The sequence below is a fragment of the Sphingomonas sp. PEI4 genome (assembly GCF_056679955.1).
In genome coordinates this window covers 3,975,071-3,993,109 of record NZ_CM155258.1, presented here as the reverse complement: position 1 = coordinate 3,993,109, position 18,039 = coordinate 3,975,071, and the positions used below count along the sequence as shown (strand labels likewise).

The following is an 18,039-nucleotide window of genomic DNA, read 5'->3' as shown; positions in this document are numbered from 1 at the left end:
CGACGCTGGCGGCGCCCGAGGTGACAACGCGACCGATCCTGCCCAACAATAGGTACGGATGTGGACACCGCCGCGTCGCCAAATATACGCATCGGGTGCTCCGGCTGGGTGTATCCACACTGGCGCGGCCGGTTCTATCCGGAAAAGCTGGCGGTAAAGCACTGGTTCGCCTTCTATGCCGAGCATTTCGACACGGTGGAGATCAACAACAGCTTCTATCGCCTGCCAAAGGCGGAGACGTTCGGTGCGTGGCGCGACCAGGCCCCGGAGGGTTTCCGCTACGCGGTGAAGGCCAATCGCTTCATCACCCAGGCAAAGAAGTTGAAGGATTGCGAGGAACCGCTCGGACGGATGATGACGCCGTTCCGGCACCTCCAGCCCGCGCTGGGCCCGATCCTCTACCAACTCCCGCCACGGTTTCGCGTGAACCTCGATCGGTTCGAACGCTTCCTGGAACTCGTTCCCAAGGACGTCACCAACGTCTTCGAGTTCCGCGATCCCAGCTGGTATAGCGACGCTGTATTCGCGTTGCTCGATCGGCACGGCGCGGGCTTCTGCGCCCACGACATGCCCGGCCTGGAAAGCCCAAGACTTGCGGTCGCCAGGACGGCCTATGTTCGCCTGCACGGCGGCGAAGGGAAATACTGGGGGCGTTATGCAGACGCGAGGTTGCTCGACTGGGCGGACTGGCTGGTCGATCAGACCCACCAGAGGCGCGACGTCTGGATCTATTTCAACAACGACATAGACGGCCACGCCATTCAGGATGCGCTGACGCTGAAGGCAATGATTGCGCAGGCGCAGCGGGCGAACGGATAGATGAGGCTGAAAGCGCCTATGTCCGTGGCGCTATGATCGTCGCAAGCTCCGCCGGGCGCACCGCATGCATCATCTGATCCATGAGACACGTGTTCGGCGCCTTGTCAGGCCGCCATCTCAGCAGCCTCGTGCCATGCCGGAAGCGGTTACCCGTGACCTGGTCGTAGAGTACTTCGACGACAAGTTCGCTCCTGAGCGGCTCCCACTCGTTTTCCTTGCCGCTGTTCCATCGGCTCGGTCCGCCGGGGGCCTTGCCGGTGAAGCCCGGCGCCTCGATCAGCGGCTCCAGGCGGCGAAGCATCTCCAAGCGCTCGGCAGCGGCTAGGCCTGAGGTAAAGCCGACATGGTTTAACCGACCGTCGTCATCGTAGAGCCCAAGCAGCAGCGATGCGACGCCCTCGCCTTCCTTGACGCGGCGAAAGCCCCCGACGACGCAGTCGGCAGATCGATGCTGCTTCACCTTCAGCATGGCGCGCTCTCCGGGTCGGTAACGCTCGTCCAGGCGCTTCGCCACCACCCCGTCCAGTGCGCCACCACCGCGGGCAAGCCATGATCGCGCGACCGCGATGTCGAGAGTGCGATCCGACAGCAGCATGGACGGTCCACCATGATCCCGGTGAAAGGCTTCCAGCAACGACCGACGCTCGCCAAGCGGCTCGGCAAGCAGATCCCGACCATCGGCCATCAGGCAATCGAAGAGCATGATCTGGGCCGGCGTCTCGCGCGAGAGCCGCTCGATGCGGCTGGCTGCCGGGTGCAGCCGGGCCTGCAGCGCATCGAACGAGAGCACGTCGCCGATCGGTAATATGAGCTCACCATCGAGCGTGAACTCTCGGCAATCGACCTGTCGCATGACGTGCACCACCTCCGGAAAGTAGCGGCTCAGCGACTTCCCGGACTTGGACATGATCTCGACGTCATCACCTTGGCGGAAGACGAGGGCCCGGAAGCCATCCCATTTGGGTTCGAATTGCCAGGCCCCGTCGTCCGGTAGATCCGAGACCAGCTTCGCCTCCATCGGCAGAAGATCGGTTGTCGCCATGCTGCTCCCCGCCCGGGTGTAATTACAGACTGTCCATAGGAACGCCCGGTTTCGATCATTGGTGACATGCGTGACTTACCCCGCACGAGATAAACCGTTCCGTCATCGCCATCTCACAGGATCGAGGCGGCGGTGGTTCGGAACCAGATCGAACGAACGTCATTCTATAGGCGAGGAGAAGACGCATGGCTGACGACAAGAGCAAACGTGGCGCCGGGGATCGGGCACGGGTTGCGGCTGGCGAGGACTATGAAGTGAGCTACTTCGCGCGCAAGCACGACATTACCACGCAGGAAGCGGAGGACCTTATCAAAGAGGTAGGAAACAGTCGTGAGAAGCTGGACGAGGCTGCGGTAAAGCTCAAATCGACTAAGTAATATGAGGTCGCGTGAGCCTGGTAGCGTGTTCCGCAGACGCCTGCGCAACTGGCATAAGCAAGGCTGATCGATGGCGCGCAAGCCTGCCAAAGCCGATGGGGTGCGTAGCGCGGGAGTTCCCGGTGCGCCCATTCCAGCACCTCCATTTCAGCCCGTCCAACTCGCAACCCTGGTGGACCATGTACCCGAGGGCAACCGCTGGATCCACGAGCTGAAGTTCGATGGCTACCGTTGCCTGATCAGCGTGGGTGATGGCTCCTCTCACGCATTCACACGATCCGGGTTGGACTGGACGGACAAGTTCAAGCCGATCGTGGAAGCCGTCAAGGCCCTGCCATCGCGATCCGCCCTCATCGATGGCGAGGTCGTCGTGATCGACGCCGACGGCCAGACGAACTTCCAGACGCTGCAATCCGCGATCAAGGCCGAACCGCAAAGGCTGGAATTCTACACCTTCGATCTCCTCAGCCTTGACGGCGAGGATCTGACCGGCATGCCACTCGTCGACCGCAAAAACCGCTTAGCGACGCTGTTGGAGGGAAGCACCGGGCCGATCCACTATTCGGATCACATCGTCGGCAAGGGCGAGGCATTGTTCGAGAAGTTCTGCGGAGCGGGGCTCGAGGGCGTCATCTCGAAGCGAGCCGATGCACCCTATGTCGGCTCCCGAGCTGGCACCTGGCTCAAGACCAAGTGCATCAAGCGGCAGGAGTTCGTGATCGTCGGTTGGACGTCGTCCGACAAGGGCCGGGGTTTCCGCTCGCTACTGCTAGGCGTCCATGAAAATGGCAAGCTGCGCTATGCCGGCAAGGTCGGCACTGGTTTCGACAACGACGAGATCCTGAAGCTCGGTGAACTGATGGAGCCGCTCGCCAGCGGCAAGGCGCCGGTGGATGCGCCGCGCGCGGCCGTCAAAGGTGCGCATTGGATCAGGCCGGTGCTGGTGGCGGAGATAGCCTACACCGAGATGACGAACGAGGGCACGCTTCGCCATCCGAGCTACCTCGGCCTGCGTGCCGACAAGAAGGCGGAAGCCGTCGTGCTCGAGACGGAGGCGCCGGTGGCAAGTGTGGCTGCCGAAGCTGCGTCCAGCGTCGTCATCACAAACCGCGACCGCGTCATCGATCCCGACGGCGGCATCACCAAGGGCCAGCTCGCGGATCATTACGCGGCCCTTGCTCCAATCATGCTTCCCTGGGTCGGCAGCAGGCCGATCAGCCTTGTCCGCTGCCCACAGGGCCGGGCGAAGAAGTGCTTCTTCCAGAAGCACGACGCCGGCACCTTCGGGACCAACGTGCATCATGTCGCCATTCTCGAAAAGGACGGCCATGAGGAGCCGTATCTCTATATCGATACACCCGATGGCCTTCTCACCTGCGTGCAGATGGGGACGATCGAGTTCCACGGCTGGGGCGCTCGCATCGAGGACGTCGAGAAGGCCGATCGCCTAGTCTTCGACCTCGATCCGGACGAGGGCCTCGACTTCGAGGCGGTACGACGGGCCGCGTTCCAATTCCGCGACCTCCTCAAGGAGATCGGCCTGGAGACCTTCCCGATGGTCACCGGCGGCAAGGGCGTTCACGTCATCGCTCCGCTCACGCCCCAAGCCGAATGGCCAGAGGTGAAAGACTTCGCGCACCGCCTTGCGATGGCGGTGGCGCAGAAAGACCCGGACAACTTCACAGCGGCCTTGCCGAAGGCGCAGCGCAAAGGCCGCATCTTCGTCGATTATCTGCGCAATCAGCGTGGTGCGACCGCAGTCATGCCTTACGCCGTTCGCGCGCGCGCCGGCGCTCCCGTCGCCGTGCCGATCACCTGGAAGGAAATGGAGACGATCGACACGCCGGCGCACTGGCATGTCGGTGACGCTGCCGAACTCGTGAAGCGCGCAGGCTCAAAGGCGCTCGCCGGCTGGGGACGCGCCGACCAGGTCCTGCCGGATCTCTGAACGTCCATGAAGATCGCCACCTACAATGTGAACGGCGTCAACGGCCGCCTGCCCGTGCTGCTGCGCTGGCTGGAGGAGGAGAAGCCCGACATCGTCTGCTTGCAGGAGCTGAAAGCACCGCAGGAGAAGTTTCCGGCCACCGCGATCCGTGATCTCGGCTACGACGCGATCTGGCACGGCCAGAAGAGCTGGAACGGCGTCGCCATCCTCAGCCGGGTCGGCGAGATCCACGAGACGAGGCGCGAGCTGCCGGATGATCCCGACCCATCGCAGAGCCGCTACATCGAGGCCGCGGTCAACGGCATCATCATCGGCGGGCTTTACCTGCCCAATGGCAATCCACGCCCCGGCCCCAAGTTCGATTACAAGCTCGCATGGTTCGAGACGCTCATCGGGCACGCAGCGACGCTGCTGGAGAGCGGCCTGCCGGTCGTGCTCGCGGGCGACTTCAACGTCATGCCCACGGAAGCCGATGTCTACAAACCGGAACGCTGGACCAAGGACGCCCTGTTCGCGCCCGAGGTCCGGGCGCTGTATGCGCGGCTTATCGCACAAGGCTGGACGGACTCGCTCCGCACGCTTCACCCCGACGAGACGATCTACACCTTCTGGGACTATTTCCGGAACGCGTACGGGCGGGACGCGGGTCTTCGGATCGACCATCTACTGCTCAGCCCATCGCTTGCCGATCGACTTCAAGATGCGCAGGTCGATCGTCAGGTGCGTGGCTGGGAGAAAACCAGCGACCATGCGCCGACCTGGATACGGTTGGCGGCTGAACCGTCCGCCAAGAAACCGCGCCGGCCTTCAAAGCGCAACAAGGATGGCAAATGACAGAGCGTGAGGTGTTGCGGCGGTTCGTCGAGGGCATATCGGCCCAACAGCGGCGCTTGATCGGCGCTTACTCAAGTCACGAATACGCCTACGAGGCAGTATTCCGACCGATCGGCGCTTGCCCAAGGTGCGGTGCGGACGATATCCGTCAGTCCAACGATTCTGCTCGCCGCAAACGCCGCCGCACCCGCGCGTCGCGCAGGAGAGAGACGGGGATTGCCGTCGCGCTTCGCAAACCTGCGACGCTCGAGATGTTGCGGATACCGCGGCGGGTGTCGTCGAGCATCTTGCCCATCAGTTCCCGTGGCTCAATCTCGCCTTGTTCCTGCACGAGCGACAGCCGGTGCATGGCGTAGAGACCGATCAATCCGGCGATCAGGAAATAGAACTCCCAGCTTGTCAGTACGAGCGGTAGGCCGAAGCTGCGTTCCGGGTTCGACCAGCGGACCAGGACCTCGAGTTTCCGCTTTGCGAAGAAGTCCGCCAGCAAACCGCCTATGATCGGCGCCATCCCCGCCGCGACCGCGGTCACGGTCGCGCTTGCCGCTACATAGGCGGTGGCGCTACCTCTTGGCGACAATTTGAGCGCGATGTTGGTGGCGGTGAGCGTGACCCCGGCGACGGACGCGCCCATCAGAAGATGCAGTGCGATCAGCCACAGCTTCACCAGATCGCGGTCGCCGATTTGCGATGCACCGATCATGCCGACGATCGAAACGATGTACGCGGGTGCGCAGACCGCCAGGACCGATTTGTTGGCGAAGCGATCGCTGAGCATTCCCCAATAGCGCAGCGCACCGATGTTCGCGATCTGGCTGACCACGCTCAGCACCAGCACGAAGCTGACGTTGAAGTGAAGTTGTCGGACGATGAACACGGTAAAGAACGGCGTCGCCAAGTTCACCGCAAATTGCCAGCTGCCGACGAACACCAATAGCCGCCGGAAATTGCCGTCGCGAAGCGGTTGGCGAAGCAGCTCGGTCAATCGCACGTCGCCGATCGGCACCGGCATCATCGGTTCCGGCATCGCGCTGACGACCCGGGCGCTCATCAGGCCGGTGATACAACCGATCGCGAACATGCTGGCGAATACCAGGTTGCGCGCGCGCGAATGCTCGGTGGTCAGGTCGAGCGCAAACGCCGCGGCAAGTCCCAGGGCGAGGCTGATCGCGGTCAGCCAGATGGTGCGCCTGGCGAATATCTGCCCGAGCCGGTTTTCCGGCGCCAGATCGCGGAGCCACGAATTCCACGCGCACGTGCCGATGGCTCCCAGTCCGCAGAGTATCCACTGCGCGCCAAGAAACGTGAACAACGCGCCGGTACCGGTAAAGAAGGCGGTTGCCGCCATGACGCCCAGCATGAGACGCCCGGCGATACTGGTGAGGACTGAGATGCGTTTTCGCGTGCGCCGGCGTTCGACCAGCAGGATCGCCGGGAGTTGGAGCAACTGGGCGAGGAACGGTGCGCTCGCGAGGATCCCGATCATGAGATTGGAGGCGCCGAGATGCAGTGCGAAGGCCGTGAGGATCACGCCGCTCGTCAGCGCGGCGGCGCCACCGGAAAACGCGGCCTCGACGATCAGCAGCGATAGCCCGCGCTCACGCTCCTGCTCGGTTACATGAGGTTGCGGATCGAGCGTGATCATTCGGGCGAGGGGCTCCCCGCGAAGACGAATACCGGGGCCTGTACGGCGATTGTCTGGTGGTGCGGCGCCAGCATACCGGCTTTCCGTACGTCGAATACGGTAACCGTATTTCCTTCTTCGTTCGCCAGGACAAGGAGACGTTCGTTTTCGAGTAGCAAGAACGCACGCGGCGAAGCTCCGCCACTCGGCACGTGCTGGAGCAGATGCGGAATATGGCCGTCGCTCCAGTCGAACACGGCGACGCTGTCATGACCGCGGTTGGTGACGTAGATGCGCGCGCCTGAACGATCCAGCGACAGGTGGCCGGCGATGCTCTTACCCTCGAAACCATCGGGCAGGGTCGAGACCGCGTGGATCGCGGTCAGGCTTCCGCCTTCGACGCGCAACAGCGTCAGCGTGCTGGCAAGTTCGCTCGCGAGGATGGCCAGCGGCAGGGTCGGGTGGAAAACCAGATGCCTCGGACCCGATCCGGCCGGCGCAGCGTACGCCAGATGTCGTTCGCCAAGGCGGCCGGTCGTCGGATCGAGCGGATAGGCGAGTATCTCATCCGTTCCGAGATCGACGTGGAAGAGCCATTGGCCGTCGGGTCCGAAGCGAACGCAGTGCGCATGCGGGCCTTCCTGACGATCCTTCACGGGCCCGCAGCCTGTATTCGCACGAACGTCCGGATCGTCGCATGGCAGTCCGGTTGCAGGATCGAGCCGGAACATCGCGATGCTGCCGCTGCCGTAATTTGCGACTGCCAGCCTGCCCTCGTCCGCGTCGAGCACGACATAGCACGGGTCGGCGCCCCCGGTCGCCACGCGCCCGACTTCTCGCCAGCCGTCTGTGGTTTCCCGGAACATGCCGACCGTGCCGGTGCGGTGCTCGTCGACTAGGTAATGAAGATCGTGACGGGCGGAATAGGCCCCGAACGACGCGTTTCGCGCACCTGGGAAAGCGTCTTCGCACGCCCACCCATGGGTTGCATGAAAGCCCAGCCGTTGAAGTCCCGGGCCGCCGCTCTCCGCGTAGGTGCCAACGAAAATCGGCGGCATCACGATATCGTGATCGCCACGAACACCGCCCCCGTCTCTTCCTTGGCGTCGGCGGTTTCGAACGCCTGGTTGATATCGTTCAGGTCGAAGCGGTGCGTGATCAGGCTCTTCGCGTCGAGCTTTCCCTTGGCCAGCAGGTCCAGCACCATGCCCTGTTCGGGATAGATGTCGCGATAGGCGAAGCTGGCGCTCATGATGATCTCGATCTCGGACATCTGGATGCGCTGCCATTCGAGCCGGATGGCGATCTCACCCGCGTCGAAGCCGCCGACCACGACGACCTTGCCGCCGCGCCGGACGAGCTTGGTCGCGAGTGGCAGTGTTTCCGGCATCGACAGGCCGCCGGCGCATTCGAAACAGACATCGGCCCCACGCCCACCGGTAAATTCCATGACGCGGGCAACCACGTCCTCCTGGGCGCTGTCGACGATGGCGTCGGCGCCGAGGTCCTTGGCCAGATCGAGCGAACTGCCGACACGGTCGATAATCAGCACGTCGGCGCCGCTCATTTTGGCGAGTTGCAATTGTCCCAGCCCGATCGGTCCTGCGCCGATGATCGCGATCTTCTGGTTGACCCCGACATTGCCGCGGTGATGCGCATGCAGGCACACGGAGAACGTGTCGATCAGCGCCGCTTCCTCGAAGCTGACGTGATCGGGAAGCTTGTAGAATTTCCGCTGCGGCCCGCAGACGAACTCGCCGTACGCGCGCGATACGTATTTGGTGCGGACGTCGTAGAGATGTTCACAGATATTGTAGCGCTGGATCCTGCAATAGTCGCAGACCTCGTCGCCCATGACGGTCTCGATCACGACGCGGTCGCCGGGCTTCAGATCGGTCACGTCTTCGCCGACCTCGACGACTTCGCCGGCGAGTTCATGGCCGACGATATGGCATTCGAGTTCGGGTTCGGCCTTGTTCCAGTGACGCAGATCGGTACCGCAGATGCCAGCGACGCGGACCCGTGCAAGTACGAAATCGCTGGTCGGGATGATCGGCCGCTCGACTTCGGCGATTTCGAAACGCCCTTCGGCGGTCTTCAATGCGGCCTTCATGGGGGATCCTTCAGCTCGTCTTCTGCACGCGCGGTTCGATGCGAAGATTGACGATGTCCGCGCGTTCGGAGCGGGTCAGCGCGAAGACGATCGTTTCGGCGATCTCGTCGGCGTAGAGCATCTCGTGATCGGCGATCGCCTGTTCCTTCTGATCGTCGCTGCACTCCTGCATGGGGGTCGAGACGGAGCCCGGCTGGATCACGCTGACCTTGATGTTCTTCTCGGCGACCTCCTTGCGCAGCGTTTCCGCGAACGCCTGAATGCCAGCCTTGGTCGCGGCGTAGACGCTTTCGCCGACCGCCTTGATCTCGGTGCTGATCGATCCGACGAACAGCAAATGCCCCCCGCCCTGCGCATCCATCCGCAGGATCGCCCGGCGCGCGCTGGCGAGCGTGCCGATCAGGTTGGTTTCGACGACATAACGCCAGGCATCCTCCTCCATCTCATGGATCGGCTCCGCACCCAGCGCGGCGCACGTCACGAGGATGTCGATGCCGCCCAGCGTTTCGTCCATATGCGCGAAGACCGCGTCGATCCCCTCCTTCGTCGCAGCATCGGCGACGATGCCGTCGACGCTGCCGGGTCCAGACCCCGCCTGTTCGAGCGCATGGTCGAGGCTGTCCTGGTGGCGGCCGAACGTCAGCACGCGGGTGCCGTGCTGGACGAGTTGCGCGACCGTCGCGAGGCCGATGCCGGTGGTGCCGCCGGTCACGAGGATACGCTTGCCGGCTAGGTCGGTCCTGTCAGTCATGATCATTCCCACGTAAGTATGAGTTGGCCGCTGGCCGAGACGTTATAATTGATGCGGTCGGCGGTGGTCTGGTACGGGCGGATGATATCGCTGCCCGCCGTCGTGACGGTGACCTTGCCGAGCTTCCGCCGCTTTCGGCGCACGATGCTGAGACCGGCGGTGCACGTCTCGCCGCCGTCGAACGTGATCGTCAGCGCGCGGTCGCCCGTCCGTTCCATCGACTGGATGAAATGATCGCAGAAGACGTCGAACGGTGCATTCTCAATCCGGTGTACGCTGCGCGTCGCGAATATCATCGCGGCGCCCGCGCCATAGACCTCCTGCCCCACCTGCCCGGCGGGCTGACCGTCGGCGTAGAGATCCTCGACGGGGAACGAGAGCGTCCGGTCGATATGGCCGTTGGTCTCGCGCTGCTTGGGCGAAAGCGCTTCAGGCGGCAGGGCGTCGGGATAAAAGAACCAGGCGCGGTCCAGCGCATATCTGCAATATTCCGACACCAACATGCGCGCCGCCGGTTCGAGGTTCGGGCCGCTGTCACCGAGATAGCGCTGGAACGCGACGAAGGAATCGAAGCATTCGTAGATCGCCATGTAGGGCGCGTCCTGAAGACAGGTCACGCCCAAGAAGTTCCTGTAGTCCGCCGCGTGCCCGATCTCGCTCTCCCAGATGACGCAGTTGTGGAAGAAGCTCGCGAGATAGACGTAGCTTTGATCGAGGTAGACCGATCGGTTGGTAATCCGCCACAATCGCATGCAGGCGGCCGCGCCCCAGGCGGTGAGGTTCGCCTGATAGTTGACGTTGAACCGCAAGCCGATCGCCGCCTCGATCGCAGCCCGCGCCTCGTCCAGATATTGCTTGTCGTCGGTCAGCTCGAACGCCTGCAACATCACCCAGGCATAGATTCCGCCGACATCGGTCTGCCCGCGATCGTCGGCATCCGCGACGTCTGTGATGACGCTGAAATCGGTGACCTTGTACTGGACCGGCCATTTATACTCGAAATGCCGTGCCGCCTTGATCCCGAAGTCGAGCGACTTGAGCAACAGCGACTTCGCCGCCTCGTCGCCGTCGAGCGCCAGGATGCCGAGGTTGAGCATCGGGTGGTAGAGATACCAGCTGTCGACCGCGTCGGCGTCCTTGTCGTCGCCGACGTTGGGCAGGTATCGCCGAAGCGACTTCAATTTGGGATCGTAGAACTTCTCGAGGCCCGCCTTGAACTCGGCCTCCAGCGGATGTGGCGCGCCGTTCCATTTTCCCCAGTCATGGATCGCCGCGACGATCGACATCTGCACCATGATGTCGGGGTATTCCGCGTTGGTGTAGGGGTGAACGTACCGATGGCCGTAATGCTCGATCGTGGCTTCCGGCGCCTGGTCGAGATCGCGCAGGGTCCGCTCGGCGCGATCGACCCAGTCGCGGAACTCGACCTGGGGAAGATCGATCGCCCTGTAGGCGACGCCGAGCATCTGGAGAAAACGCCGTGCCGTTTCGCGCTCATGCGGCGGGGCGTCGTGACGGAAGACGAGAATGGCATCGGACAGCGTGACTTCGACATCCGCGTCCAGCGCACCGGACGCCGTGTCGGTGCCCGGCTTCGGGGTAGGCATGAGATAGCCGAGCTCGGGCCATGTCCCGCCGACTGCGCCATCCGGGGTCGTGCCCGTCGCGCGGTAATAGTCGTTCAAGGCGGTCAGGTTCTGCACGTACAGCACGTCGCCAAAGCGCGGGCGATCGATATGGAGATACAGCACGCCGACGTTCAGGCCACGCTGAGTGGCCTCGACACTGCCGGTGGCACCGAGCGGGTCGCCCGCCTCGTCCAGCGGATACAGGTCGCGGGGCATGAACGGGATCACCATGGGTGCAGCAGGCGTGAACCGCACCGTCACGCGCAGGTTTTCGAGCGCATTGGTCCCCGCGCGCAGGATCACGAGGTGCTGGCCGAGCGCGCTGCTGACGGTCAGTCTGGCCGTTTCCCCCGGCCCGGGCTTGACCGCCTTGCAAATGAACGGTCCCGCGAGATAGGCAGCGCGGAGGGCTACGCCTCCCCTGCCCTCCCGCCGAACCACCACCATGACCGAATCGTCGGTAGCGTGAACTGCGACGTCCAGCTCGCCCGTGGCGAATGTCGCCTTGGGCTTGGGAACGGGATTTTGCCCGAATTGACGCAAGCCCAGGAGATATGGGCTGACGGCGTCGTCGGGCATTTTGCTGATCGTCGCCATGGTGGTCCGCTCAAACCTTGGCCGTGCTTGCGCCGCCGTCAGCGTAGAGCGATGCGTAACGACGGGTCACCATCGGCAACGCTTCGTCGATCCACTGCGCCATGCTCTGCTCTTCACGCAGGGATTGCTGCAACAACGCCGTCGCCTGGGTGATCCCGCCATCCTCGGCCAGCGTCAGCAGCGATTTGTAGGCTGCGATCTCGAAATGCTCGAACGCGTAATTGGCGAAGCTGTTCTTGAGGATCTCGTCGCCGGCCACGCTGTGCGTAATCGCCGCCATGCTGCCGGTAAAGCTCAGGCCTGCATCCTTCAGCGCCGAACCGCTCGTGTCGAACGTCGCGAGGATTTCGTCTAGCCGGGCGATCTGCGCGTTGGTCTCCTCGATATGCTCGCGCAACCGCTCGGCGATCTCGGGATAATGTTCGATGCGGGCGACCTGCGGCGTCATGATCGAGAGCGCCTGCTTTTCGACCGCGTGAAGATTGACGGCGCCGGTGACGAAGAGGGTCTTCAGCGTATCGGGTGACGTGCTCATATTTAATCCTTCCAGAACAAGAATTGGACAGACGGGGTGATGGACACGATCGTCGTCACCCCGTTTCTTCGGCCATCATATTGTTTTCCGCCGCGTTCTTGACGTCATGGCTATTGAGCCCGACGAAGGTCATGACGATGATCGCCACGATCAGGATCATCACCACCGCGGCGATGATGGTCGGGCGTGATCGACCCTTTTTACCGTTCTCAATCATGCTACCTACCCATGCCGTCTTCAAAGCGCGCGCGGTGCAGCCGCTCGCGGATCGAGGAGGGAGCATGTGCCCCCTCCTCTCCGTTTCAGCCGATCTGCTGGTTTTGCGCGCCGCTATCGGGGCGTGCCGGTCCCATCACCGGTTCGTCGCCGAGCGGTTCGTTGCGGAACACGGTGAACTCGCCCTTGCCGTCCATCGAGGGACCCGCCGTCCAGCGACCTTCCGGGAACGTTCCGTCGACCGAGGTCGCGTAGAAGTTATAGTTGTTCTGCTGGTCTTCCATGTCCTGCGGGAAGCTGTTGGGGATCGGCAGGTTCATGGGTTCGGCGCCGAGTTCCTCGATGACGGCGAGCCACTGCTGCTGGTGCATCGTGTCGCGCGCGATCATGTAGTGGAGCATCTTCTTCATGCCCTCGTCATGCGCGGCATTGAACAGCCGGACTGCAAGAACACGCCCGGTGCTTTCGGCGGCGACGTTGCAATACATATCCGCCGCGACATTCCCGCTCGCGTAGATGTGGCTCATGTCGAACGGTACGCCGTCGGAATCCATCGGCATCGCTGCCATCCCGCTCGAGAGCAGGTTCTTGTGGATGATGCCCTCGATACTCTGACGGGGGTTCTCGCCGCCCATTACCGCGCCAACGATGCTGTCCTTGACGCCCTCTTCCTGAAGATGCGCGGGCGCCTTGTCGAGGTTCAGCGCGACCGCCGTTGCCAGCATCTCGATATGGCCGATTTCCTCGGTCGCCGTGTGCAGCAGCATGTCGCGATATTTCGTGGTCGGCGCGCGGTTGCCCCAAGCCTGGAAGAAATACTGCATGCAGACCCGGATCTCGCCTTCGACGCCGCCGATCGCCTGCTGAAGCATGCGCGCAAACGCGGGATCGGGGTTCGTGACCTGGACTGGGTATTGCAGTCGTTTGTCATGATAATACATGGCGCACTCCAAGGTGATGGGCTTTCGATGAACGTCATCTTCAACGCCGCTTGCCTCGTCGGTTTCCCATTAATCGGACGTTTTAACGTGTGTTAACGCGTTTTTCGGGGGCTCGGCAGGAAGAGCGCCAGATATCGGCTGCCGTCCGTCGAGCATTACCAGTTCAAAAATCGCTCCGCACAAGCGGCTGCGATTATTAGACTATCCAGACATTCAAGCCGGGTGCCGCACAACCGCTAAAACGGGCTAGCTAAATGGGCCGGCATTTATTGAGAGGACAGGCATGAAGGGTCGCCATCTCGATTGTGGCACGTGCCGCCCCGTCGGCGGACGCCTGTTCGACGGCTACAGCACCGGGGGCTCCGCCCACCGGTATGCCACTGCCTTTTGATCGAGACGGATAGCGGCCGGGCGCTTATCGATACCGGCTAGCGCGCGCACGATACCGCCCGACCGCATGACCGCCTCTCACGCTTCTTTCTGGCGCTGAACCGGTCGCAGTTGCGATCCGAACCCAGCCATCACGCCGACTGGGGTATGATGCTGATCATGTCATCCTCCGCGGGTTCCTTCGCGGGTTTGAGTTCGAGCGCCTGATCCGGCTGAACCTGACCGGTTCGCGACCGGGGATCCAGCATCACGGTCTCGCCTGTGTCGAGCGACTTTTCGATTGCGGCGAGCACGCGCATATCGAGCAAGCCTTCCTTGCCATCAGCTTCTGGCTGAAGGTCGTCGAGAATGCATTTCGAGAAATACTGCGTCTCGTTGCCGAACTGCTCGACCGGATCAAAGCTGTGCTCCTTGCTGCCGGCGCTCGTCTTTTCGACGTAGGCAATGCCGACCTTCGGGCCGAACATGAACGACGGCGACGCATGAATGCTGGCTTTCGTGCCCACCAGTTCGAAGAACTCCGACGATGCCGTGGCGTAGCTGACCGTGAATTGCGCGACGCGCTCTCCGGGAAAGCGCAGCGTAACCGCCACCGTGTCATGAAAATTGAAGCCACGGTCGGGCGTTTTCGTACCGACCGCATGGACGGCGATAGGCTCCTGACCGAACAGGTTGCGCACTGCGTTCAGCGGATACGTCCCCATATCGGGGACAGGGCCACCCCAATAGCCATTATGGCCACGCGAATTGGCTTCCGCGACGTTCTGCGCAAACACGGACGCGAAGCTTCGCAATTCGCCGAACTCCCCTGCCCGCGCGCGCGTGATCATCTCGACGGTGCCCGGTTCGTGATGGAGCCGGTACGCGATCATCAGCTTGGCACCGCTCTTCTTTTGCGCAGCGATAATCTGCTCGGCCTCGTCCACACTGGAGGCCATCGGCTTTTCGAGCAGGACGTGTATGCCGGCTTCCAGGGCGGGAACGGCATACTGCAGATGCAGGAAATTCGGCGTCGCGACATAGACCGCGTCGATCTCGCCGGATTTCAGCAGGTCACCATATTGCTCATACGACCAAGCCTTGATGCCATAGAGTTTCGCGAGCTTGTCGGCCTTCACGGGGTCGCCGGTGACGAGCGCCGTCAGCTCCGAATTGTCGGTACGACCTATACCCGGCATGAACGCCTGCTGCGAGATCTGGCCGCCGCCGACGACGGCGTAGCGCACCTTCTTCGTATGCCCGAACATATCGGTCCTTCGCTGTAGACTGGGGAGCAAGGTTAACGAGGAGCAGACTGGATCGTTGCATTTCTGATCCGTATGGCTCGTCGATCGATCGCCACTTTAGGCTACCCGCGTTGCCGCCCCCTGTGATCGACTGATGTAATCTATCTCCCCCGAATAATCGATTGGACAAATGTCCATCAAATCCTGCATCTTAGAGATCAAGCGGTTACACCTATCGAGAGAGGACGCCGAGATGGCCGATTACGAACAGCCCAAGAGCAGCGGTTGCCCAATGAGCCCCCAGGGTGGCGGCGAGGTTAAGGCCCGCTCGCTGCTCGGTCGCACGAACAAGGATTGGTGGCCCGATGCGCTGCCGATCGACATGTTGCACCAGCACGGCGTCTCCCCCGACCCGATGGGCGACGAGTTCGACTATGCCGAGTCGTTCAAGCAGCTCGACTATGCTGCGCTCAAGGCGGACCTGACCGCGCTGATGACCGACAGCAAGGCCTGGTGGCCTGCTGACTATGGTCATTATGGCCCGTTTATAATCCGCATGGCGTGGCACGCCGCCGGTACCTACCGGGTCACCGACGGGCGTGGTGGGTCGTCGTCGGGTCAGCAGCGTTTCGAGCCGCTCAACTCGTGGCCGGACAACGGCAACCTCGACAAGGCACGCCGCCTGTTGTGGCCGCTCAAGCAGAAGTACGGCAAGAACATCAGCTGGGCCGACCTGTTCATCCTCGCCGGCAACGTCGCGATCGAGAGCATGGGCGGACCAATCTTCGGTTTCGCCGGCGGCCGTAAGGACGTCTTCGCCTCCGAGGGCGACACGTTCTGGGGTGCCGAGGAGCTTTGGGTCAACGAGGGCGCGCAGACGCGTATCAGCGAAGACCTGCCCGAGCTCGAAGGACCGCTCGCTGCGATCCAGATGGGTCTCATCTACGTCAACCCAGAAGGCCCGGGTGGTGATCCCGACCCCCTCATGTCGGCGCGCGACATGAAGGCGACGTTCCAGCGGATGGCGATGAATTCCGAGGAAACCGTCGCCTTGACCGCAGGCGGCCACGCGTTCGGCAAGGCTCACGGCGCCAAGCCCGCACCGCATTTCAAGAGCCCGTCTTCGGAAGCCGTGCACATGCAGGGTCTTGGCTGGCTGACCGACAGCGAGGAGATCGGCCAGGGCCACATCACCACCTCGGGCATCGAGGGCGCGTGGTCGAACAACCCGACCAAGTGGACCGGCGATTACCTGCGCCTGCTGTTCAAGTACGACTATGAGCTGACCGAAAGCCCGGCCGGCGCGAAGCAGTGGCAGCCGGTCAATCCTGAGCCGGAGGACATGGCACCCGACGCGCGCGACCCCAACAAGCGTGTACCGACGATGATGACCACCGCCGACATGGCGTTGAAGGTGGACCCGGAGTTCCGCGAAATCGCGCTGCGCTTCCGTGAAGATCAGTCGGCGCTCGACGACGCGTTCGCGCGCGCTTGGTTCAAGCTGACTCACCGCGACATGGGGCCACGGATTCGCTACCTCGGGCCTGAGGTTCCGGAGGAGACGCTGATCTGGCAGGATCCGGTTCCCGAAGGCACCGCGCCGTCGGACGCCGACGTCGCTGCGTTCAAGGACGCCGTGCTGTCGAGCGGGCTGACGATCGGGCAGCTGGTCAAGACCGCCTGGGCGTCGGCGTCGAGCTATCGCCGGTCGGACCACCGCGGTGGTGCGAACGGTGCACGTATCGCGCTCGCACCGCAGAAGGACTGGCCGGTCAACGAGCCCGAGCAGCTGAGCAAGGTACTGGCAAAGCTGAACGAGCTGCGTGGCGATATATCGCTGGCCGACGCGATCGTGCTTGCGGGTTCGGCAGCGGTCGAGAAGGCAGCACGCGATGCCGGCCACGACGTGTCGGTGCCGTTCCTCGGCGGGCGCGGCGATGCGACGCAGGATTGGACCGACGTCGAGAGCTTCGTGTGGATGGAGCCGCAGGCCGACGGGTTCCGCAACTACCTGAAGACGCGTCACCCGGTGAAGACCGAGGAGCTGTTGCTCGACAAGGCTTCGCTGCTCGGGCTGTCCGCGCCGGAGATGACCGTGCTGGTCGGTGGCTTGCGCGTACTCGGCGCAAACTTCGGCGATGCGCCCGAAGGCGTCCTGACCACGCGTCCGGGGCAGCTTACGAACGACTTCTTCGTCAACCTGCTCGACAACGACACGTTCTGGGATCTGGTCGACACGTCGAGCGACGAGAAGTTCATCGGTTACGATCGTGGCGGTCGCGAGAGGAAGTGGCAGGCGACTCGCACCGACCTGATCTTCGGCTCGAACTCGCAGCTGCGTGCGACGGCGGAAGTCTATGCCGAGAACGGTCACGAGGAAAAGTTCGTTCGCGACTTCATCCGTGCCTGGGTCAAGGTCATGAATGCCGACCGTTTCGACGTCACGGCAAAGCCTGTATCGTCCAACCAGGCGACTTAAGGTTCGATAGCGTGCGGATAAGCCGTGTGGGTTTGGGCAAGGTTCCCAAAAACCACGGCTTATCCGCTACTGGCCCATGTTATAATTCTTGTGACTGAGGACGCGGAAGTGCCGACTGCGTGAGGTGAACGACCGCCCGGAAGCGGACATCGGTTTGCACATTAGCCGTGGAACAGGCCCTCTCCGCTCCCCATATGCCTAAAGTAAGGAGAGGCAGATGGCCGGTGGTTGGACACGCGATGGCGCGGTTCAGGATCAGATCGACGATTCAGTGGCAGACGCAGTTCTAGCCGCTCGTGTAAGCATGCCAAGCGGAACGAGTGAACCGTTCTGTGCAATCTGCGGCGATGACATCCCCGAAGGTCGACGCCGTGCTGTGCCGGGTGTGCGTACCTGCGTGGCGTGCCAGAGCGGCCGCGACCGGCCACTAGCCACAGCGTTCAATCGGCGGGGCAGCAAGGACAGTCAGCTGCGGTGACCGCGTCCGCATCAACGCGGCCCTAGTCTGACCAGACGGAC

At 62.8% G+C, this 18,039-nt stretch carries 16 protein-coding genes; 6 read left to right on the top strand and 10 right to left on the bottom strand.

Annotated features, from left to right (window positions below; translation table 11 throughout):
- The first annotated feature begins 108 nt into the window (after positions 1-108).
- Positions 109-819, top strand: a complete 711-nt coding sequence (locus AC1MLZ_RS18475) for a DUF72 domain-containing protein (RefSeq protein WP_480959770.1) — start codon at positions 109-111, stop codon at positions 817-819.
- 16 nt (positions 820-835) lie between these two features.
- Here the strand turns inward: AC1MLZ_RS18475 and AC1MLZ_RS18470 are convergent, their stop codons facing one another.
- On the bottom strand, positions 836-1,861 hold the full coding sequence (locus AC1MLZ_RS18470) for an ATP-dependent DNA ligase (protein WP_480959769.1): 1,026 nt from the start codon (positions 1,859-1,861) through the stop codon (positions 836-838).
- Between the two features lie 185 nt (positions 1,862-2,046).
- On the opposite strand from AC1MLZ_RS18470, the gene AC1MLZ_RS18465 reads away from it, so the two are divergent.
- From AC1MLZ_RS18465 to xth, 3 genes are all read left to right on the top strand, one after another.
- A complete protein-coding gene (locus AC1MLZ_RS18465; RefSeq protein WP_480959768.1) occupies positions 2,047-2,238 on the top strand; it encodes a DUF3606 domain-containing protein in 192 nt (63 codons plus the stop codon).
- Positions 2,239-2,410: 172 nt separating this feature from the next.
- Positions 2,411-4,186: a DNA ligase D gene (gene ligD / locus AC1MLZ_RS18460; protein ID WP_480959767.1), complete on the top strand. Its 1,776-nt coding sequence runs from the start codon at positions 2,411-2,413 to the stop codon at positions 4,184-4,186.
- A gap of 6 nt (positions 4,187-4,192) precedes the next feature.
- On the top strand, positions 4,193-5,020 hold the full coding sequence (xth, locus tag AC1MLZ_RS18455; RefSeq protein WP_480959766.1) for an exodeoxyribonuclease III: 828 nt from the start codon (positions 4,193-4,195) through the stop codon (positions 5,018-5,020).
- A gap of 148 nt (positions 5,021-5,168) precedes the next feature.
- Here the strand turns inward: xth and AC1MLZ_RS18450 are convergent, their stop codons facing one another.
- The 9 genes from AC1MLZ_RS18450 to AC1MLZ_RS18410 form a co-directional block, all read right to left on the bottom strand.
- Positions 5,169-6,665 (bottom strand): MFS transporter, encoded by a 1,497-nt coding sequence (locus tag AC1MLZ_RS18450; RefSeq protein ID WP_480959765.1) that lies wholly within the window; start codon positions 6,663-6,665, stop codon positions 5,169-5,171.
- Complete coding sequence (locus tag AC1MLZ_RS18445) at positions 6,662-7,702, bottom strand: lactonase family protein (RefSeq protein ID WP_480959764.1); 1,041 nt, start codon at positions 7,700-7,702, stop codon at positions 6,662-6,664. Before AC1MLZ_RS18445 ends, AC1MLZ_RS18450 begins: the two co-directional genes overlap by 4 nt.
- Entirely contained in the window at positions 7,702-8,757 is a 1,056-nt protein-coding gene (locus AC1MLZ_RS18440) for a zinc-dependent alcohol dehydrogenase (RefSeq protein ID WP_480959763.1), read from the bottom strand. Before AC1MLZ_RS18440 ends, AC1MLZ_RS18445 begins: the two co-directional genes overlap by 1 nt.
- A gap of 10 nt (positions 8,758-8,767) precedes the next feature.
- A complete protein-coding gene (locus tag AC1MLZ_RS18435) occupies positions 8,768-9,508 on the bottom strand; it encodes an SDR family oxidoreductase (RefSeq protein WP_480959762.1) in 741 nt (246 codons plus the stop codon).
- 2 nt (positions 9,509-9,510) lie between these two features.
- Positions 9,511-11,733, bottom strand: a complete 2,223-nt coding sequence (locus AC1MLZ_RS18430; RefSeq protein ID WP_480959761.1) for a hypothetical protein — start codon at positions 11,731-11,733, stop codon at positions 9,511-9,513.
- 10 nt (positions 11,734-11,743) lie between these two features.
- Positions 11,744-12,268 carry a ferritin-like domain-containing protein gene (locus AC1MLZ_RS18425; protein ID WP_480959760.1) on the bottom strand — a complete coding sequence of 175 codons (525 nt, stop codon included), beginning with the start codon at positions 12,266-12,268 and terminating at the stop codon, positions 11,744-11,746.
- A gap of 55 nt (positions 12,269-12,323) precedes the next feature.
- Positions 12,324-12,509, bottom strand: a complete 186-nt coding sequence (locus AC1MLZ_RS18420; RefSeq protein WP_480959759.1) for a hypothetical protein — start codon at positions 12,507-12,509, stop codon at positions 12,324-12,326.
- 61 nt (positions 12,510-12,570) lie between these two features.
- On the bottom strand, positions 12,571-13,425 hold the full coding sequence (locus AC1MLZ_RS18415) for a manganese catalase family protein (RefSeq protein ID WP_480959758.1): 855 nt from the start codon (positions 13,423-13,425) through the stop codon (positions 12,571-12,573).
- Positions 13,426-13,946: 521 nt separating this feature from the next.
- On the bottom strand, positions 13,947-15,062 hold the full coding sequence (locus AC1MLZ_RS18410) for a Gfo/Idh/MocA family protein (RefSeq protein ID WP_480959757.1): 1,116 nt from the start codon (positions 15,060-15,062) through the stop codon (positions 13,947-13,949).
- Positions 15,063-15,294: 232 nt separating this feature from the next.
- On the opposite strand from AC1MLZ_RS18410, the gene katG reads away from it, so the two are divergent.
- Both katG and AC1MLZ_RS18400 read left to right on the top strand, forming a co-directional pair.
- Positions 15,295-17,520 (top strand): catalase/peroxidase HPI, encoded by a 2,226-nt coding sequence (gene katG, locus AC1MLZ_RS18405; RefSeq protein ID WP_480959756.1) that lies wholly within the window; start codon positions 15,295-15,297, stop codon positions 17,518-17,520.
- A gap of 217 nt (positions 17,521-17,737) precedes the next feature.
- Positions 17,738-17,998: a DksA/TraR family C4-type zinc finger protein gene (locus AC1MLZ_RS18400; protein WP_480959755.1), complete on the top strand. Its 261-nt coding sequence runs from the start codon at positions 17,738-17,740 to the stop codon at positions 17,996-17,998.
- Positions 17,999-18,039 lie beyond the last annotated feature (41 nt).

What these genes read in the sequence shown, in the direction of transcription:
- AC1MLZ_RS18470 (WP_480959769.1), bottom strand. Translation starts at nt 1,861, where the DNA reads ATGGCGACAACCGATCTTCTGCCGATGGAGGCGAAGCTGGTCTCGGAT.
- AC1MLZ_RS18465 (WP_480959768.1), top strand. Translation starts at nt 2,047, where the DNA reads ATGGCTGACGACAAGAGCAAACGTGGCGCCGGGGATCGGGCACGGGTT.
- xth (WP_480959766.1), top strand. Translation starts at nt 4,193, where the DNA reads ATGAAGATCGCCACCTACAATGTGAACGGCGTCAACGGCCGCCTGCCC.
- AC1MLZ_RS18450 (WP_480959765.1), bottom strand. Translation starts at nt 6,665, where the DNA reads ATGATCACGCTCGATCCGCAACCTCATGTAACCGAGCAGGAGCGTGAG.
- AC1MLZ_RS18445 (WP_480959764.1), bottom strand. Translation starts at nt 7,702, where the DNA reads ATGCCGCCGATTTTCGTTGGCACCTACGCGGAGAGCGGCGGCCCGGGA.
- AC1MLZ_RS18440 (WP_480959763.1), bottom strand. Translation starts at nt 8,757, where the DNA reads ATGAAGGCCGCATTGAAGACCGCCGAAGGGCGTTTCGAAATCGCCGAA.
- AC1MLZ_RS18435 (WP_480959762.1), bottom strand. Translation starts at nt 9,508, where the DNA reads ATGACTGACAGGACCGACCTAGCCGGCAAGCGTATCCTCGTGACCGGC.
- AC1MLZ_RS18430 (WP_480959761.1), bottom strand. Translation starts at nt 11,733, where the DNA reads ATGGCGACGATCAGCAAAATGCCCGACGACGCCGTCAGCCCATATCTC.
- AC1MLZ_RS18425 (WP_480959760.1), bottom strand. Translation starts at nt 12,268, where the DNA reads ATGAGCACGTCACCCGATACGCTGAAGACCCTCTTCGTCACCGGCGCC.
- AC1MLZ_RS18415 (WP_480959758.1), bottom strand. Translation starts at nt 13,425, where the DNA reads ATGTATTATCATGACAAACGACTGCAATACCCAGTCCAGGTCACGAAC.
- AC1MLZ_RS18410 (WP_480959757.1), bottom strand. Translation starts at nt 15,062, where the DNA reads ATGTTCGGGCATACGAAGAAGGTGCGCTACGCCGTCGTCGGCGGCGGC.
- katG (WP_480959756.1), top strand. Translation starts at nt 15,295, where the DNA reads ATGGCCGATTACGAACAGCCCAAGAGCAGCGGTTGCCCAATGAGCCCC.
- AC1MLZ_RS18400 (WP_480959755.1), top strand. Translation starts at nt 17,738, where the DNA reads ATGGCCGGTGGTTGGACACGCGATGGCGCGGTTCAGGATCAGATCGAC.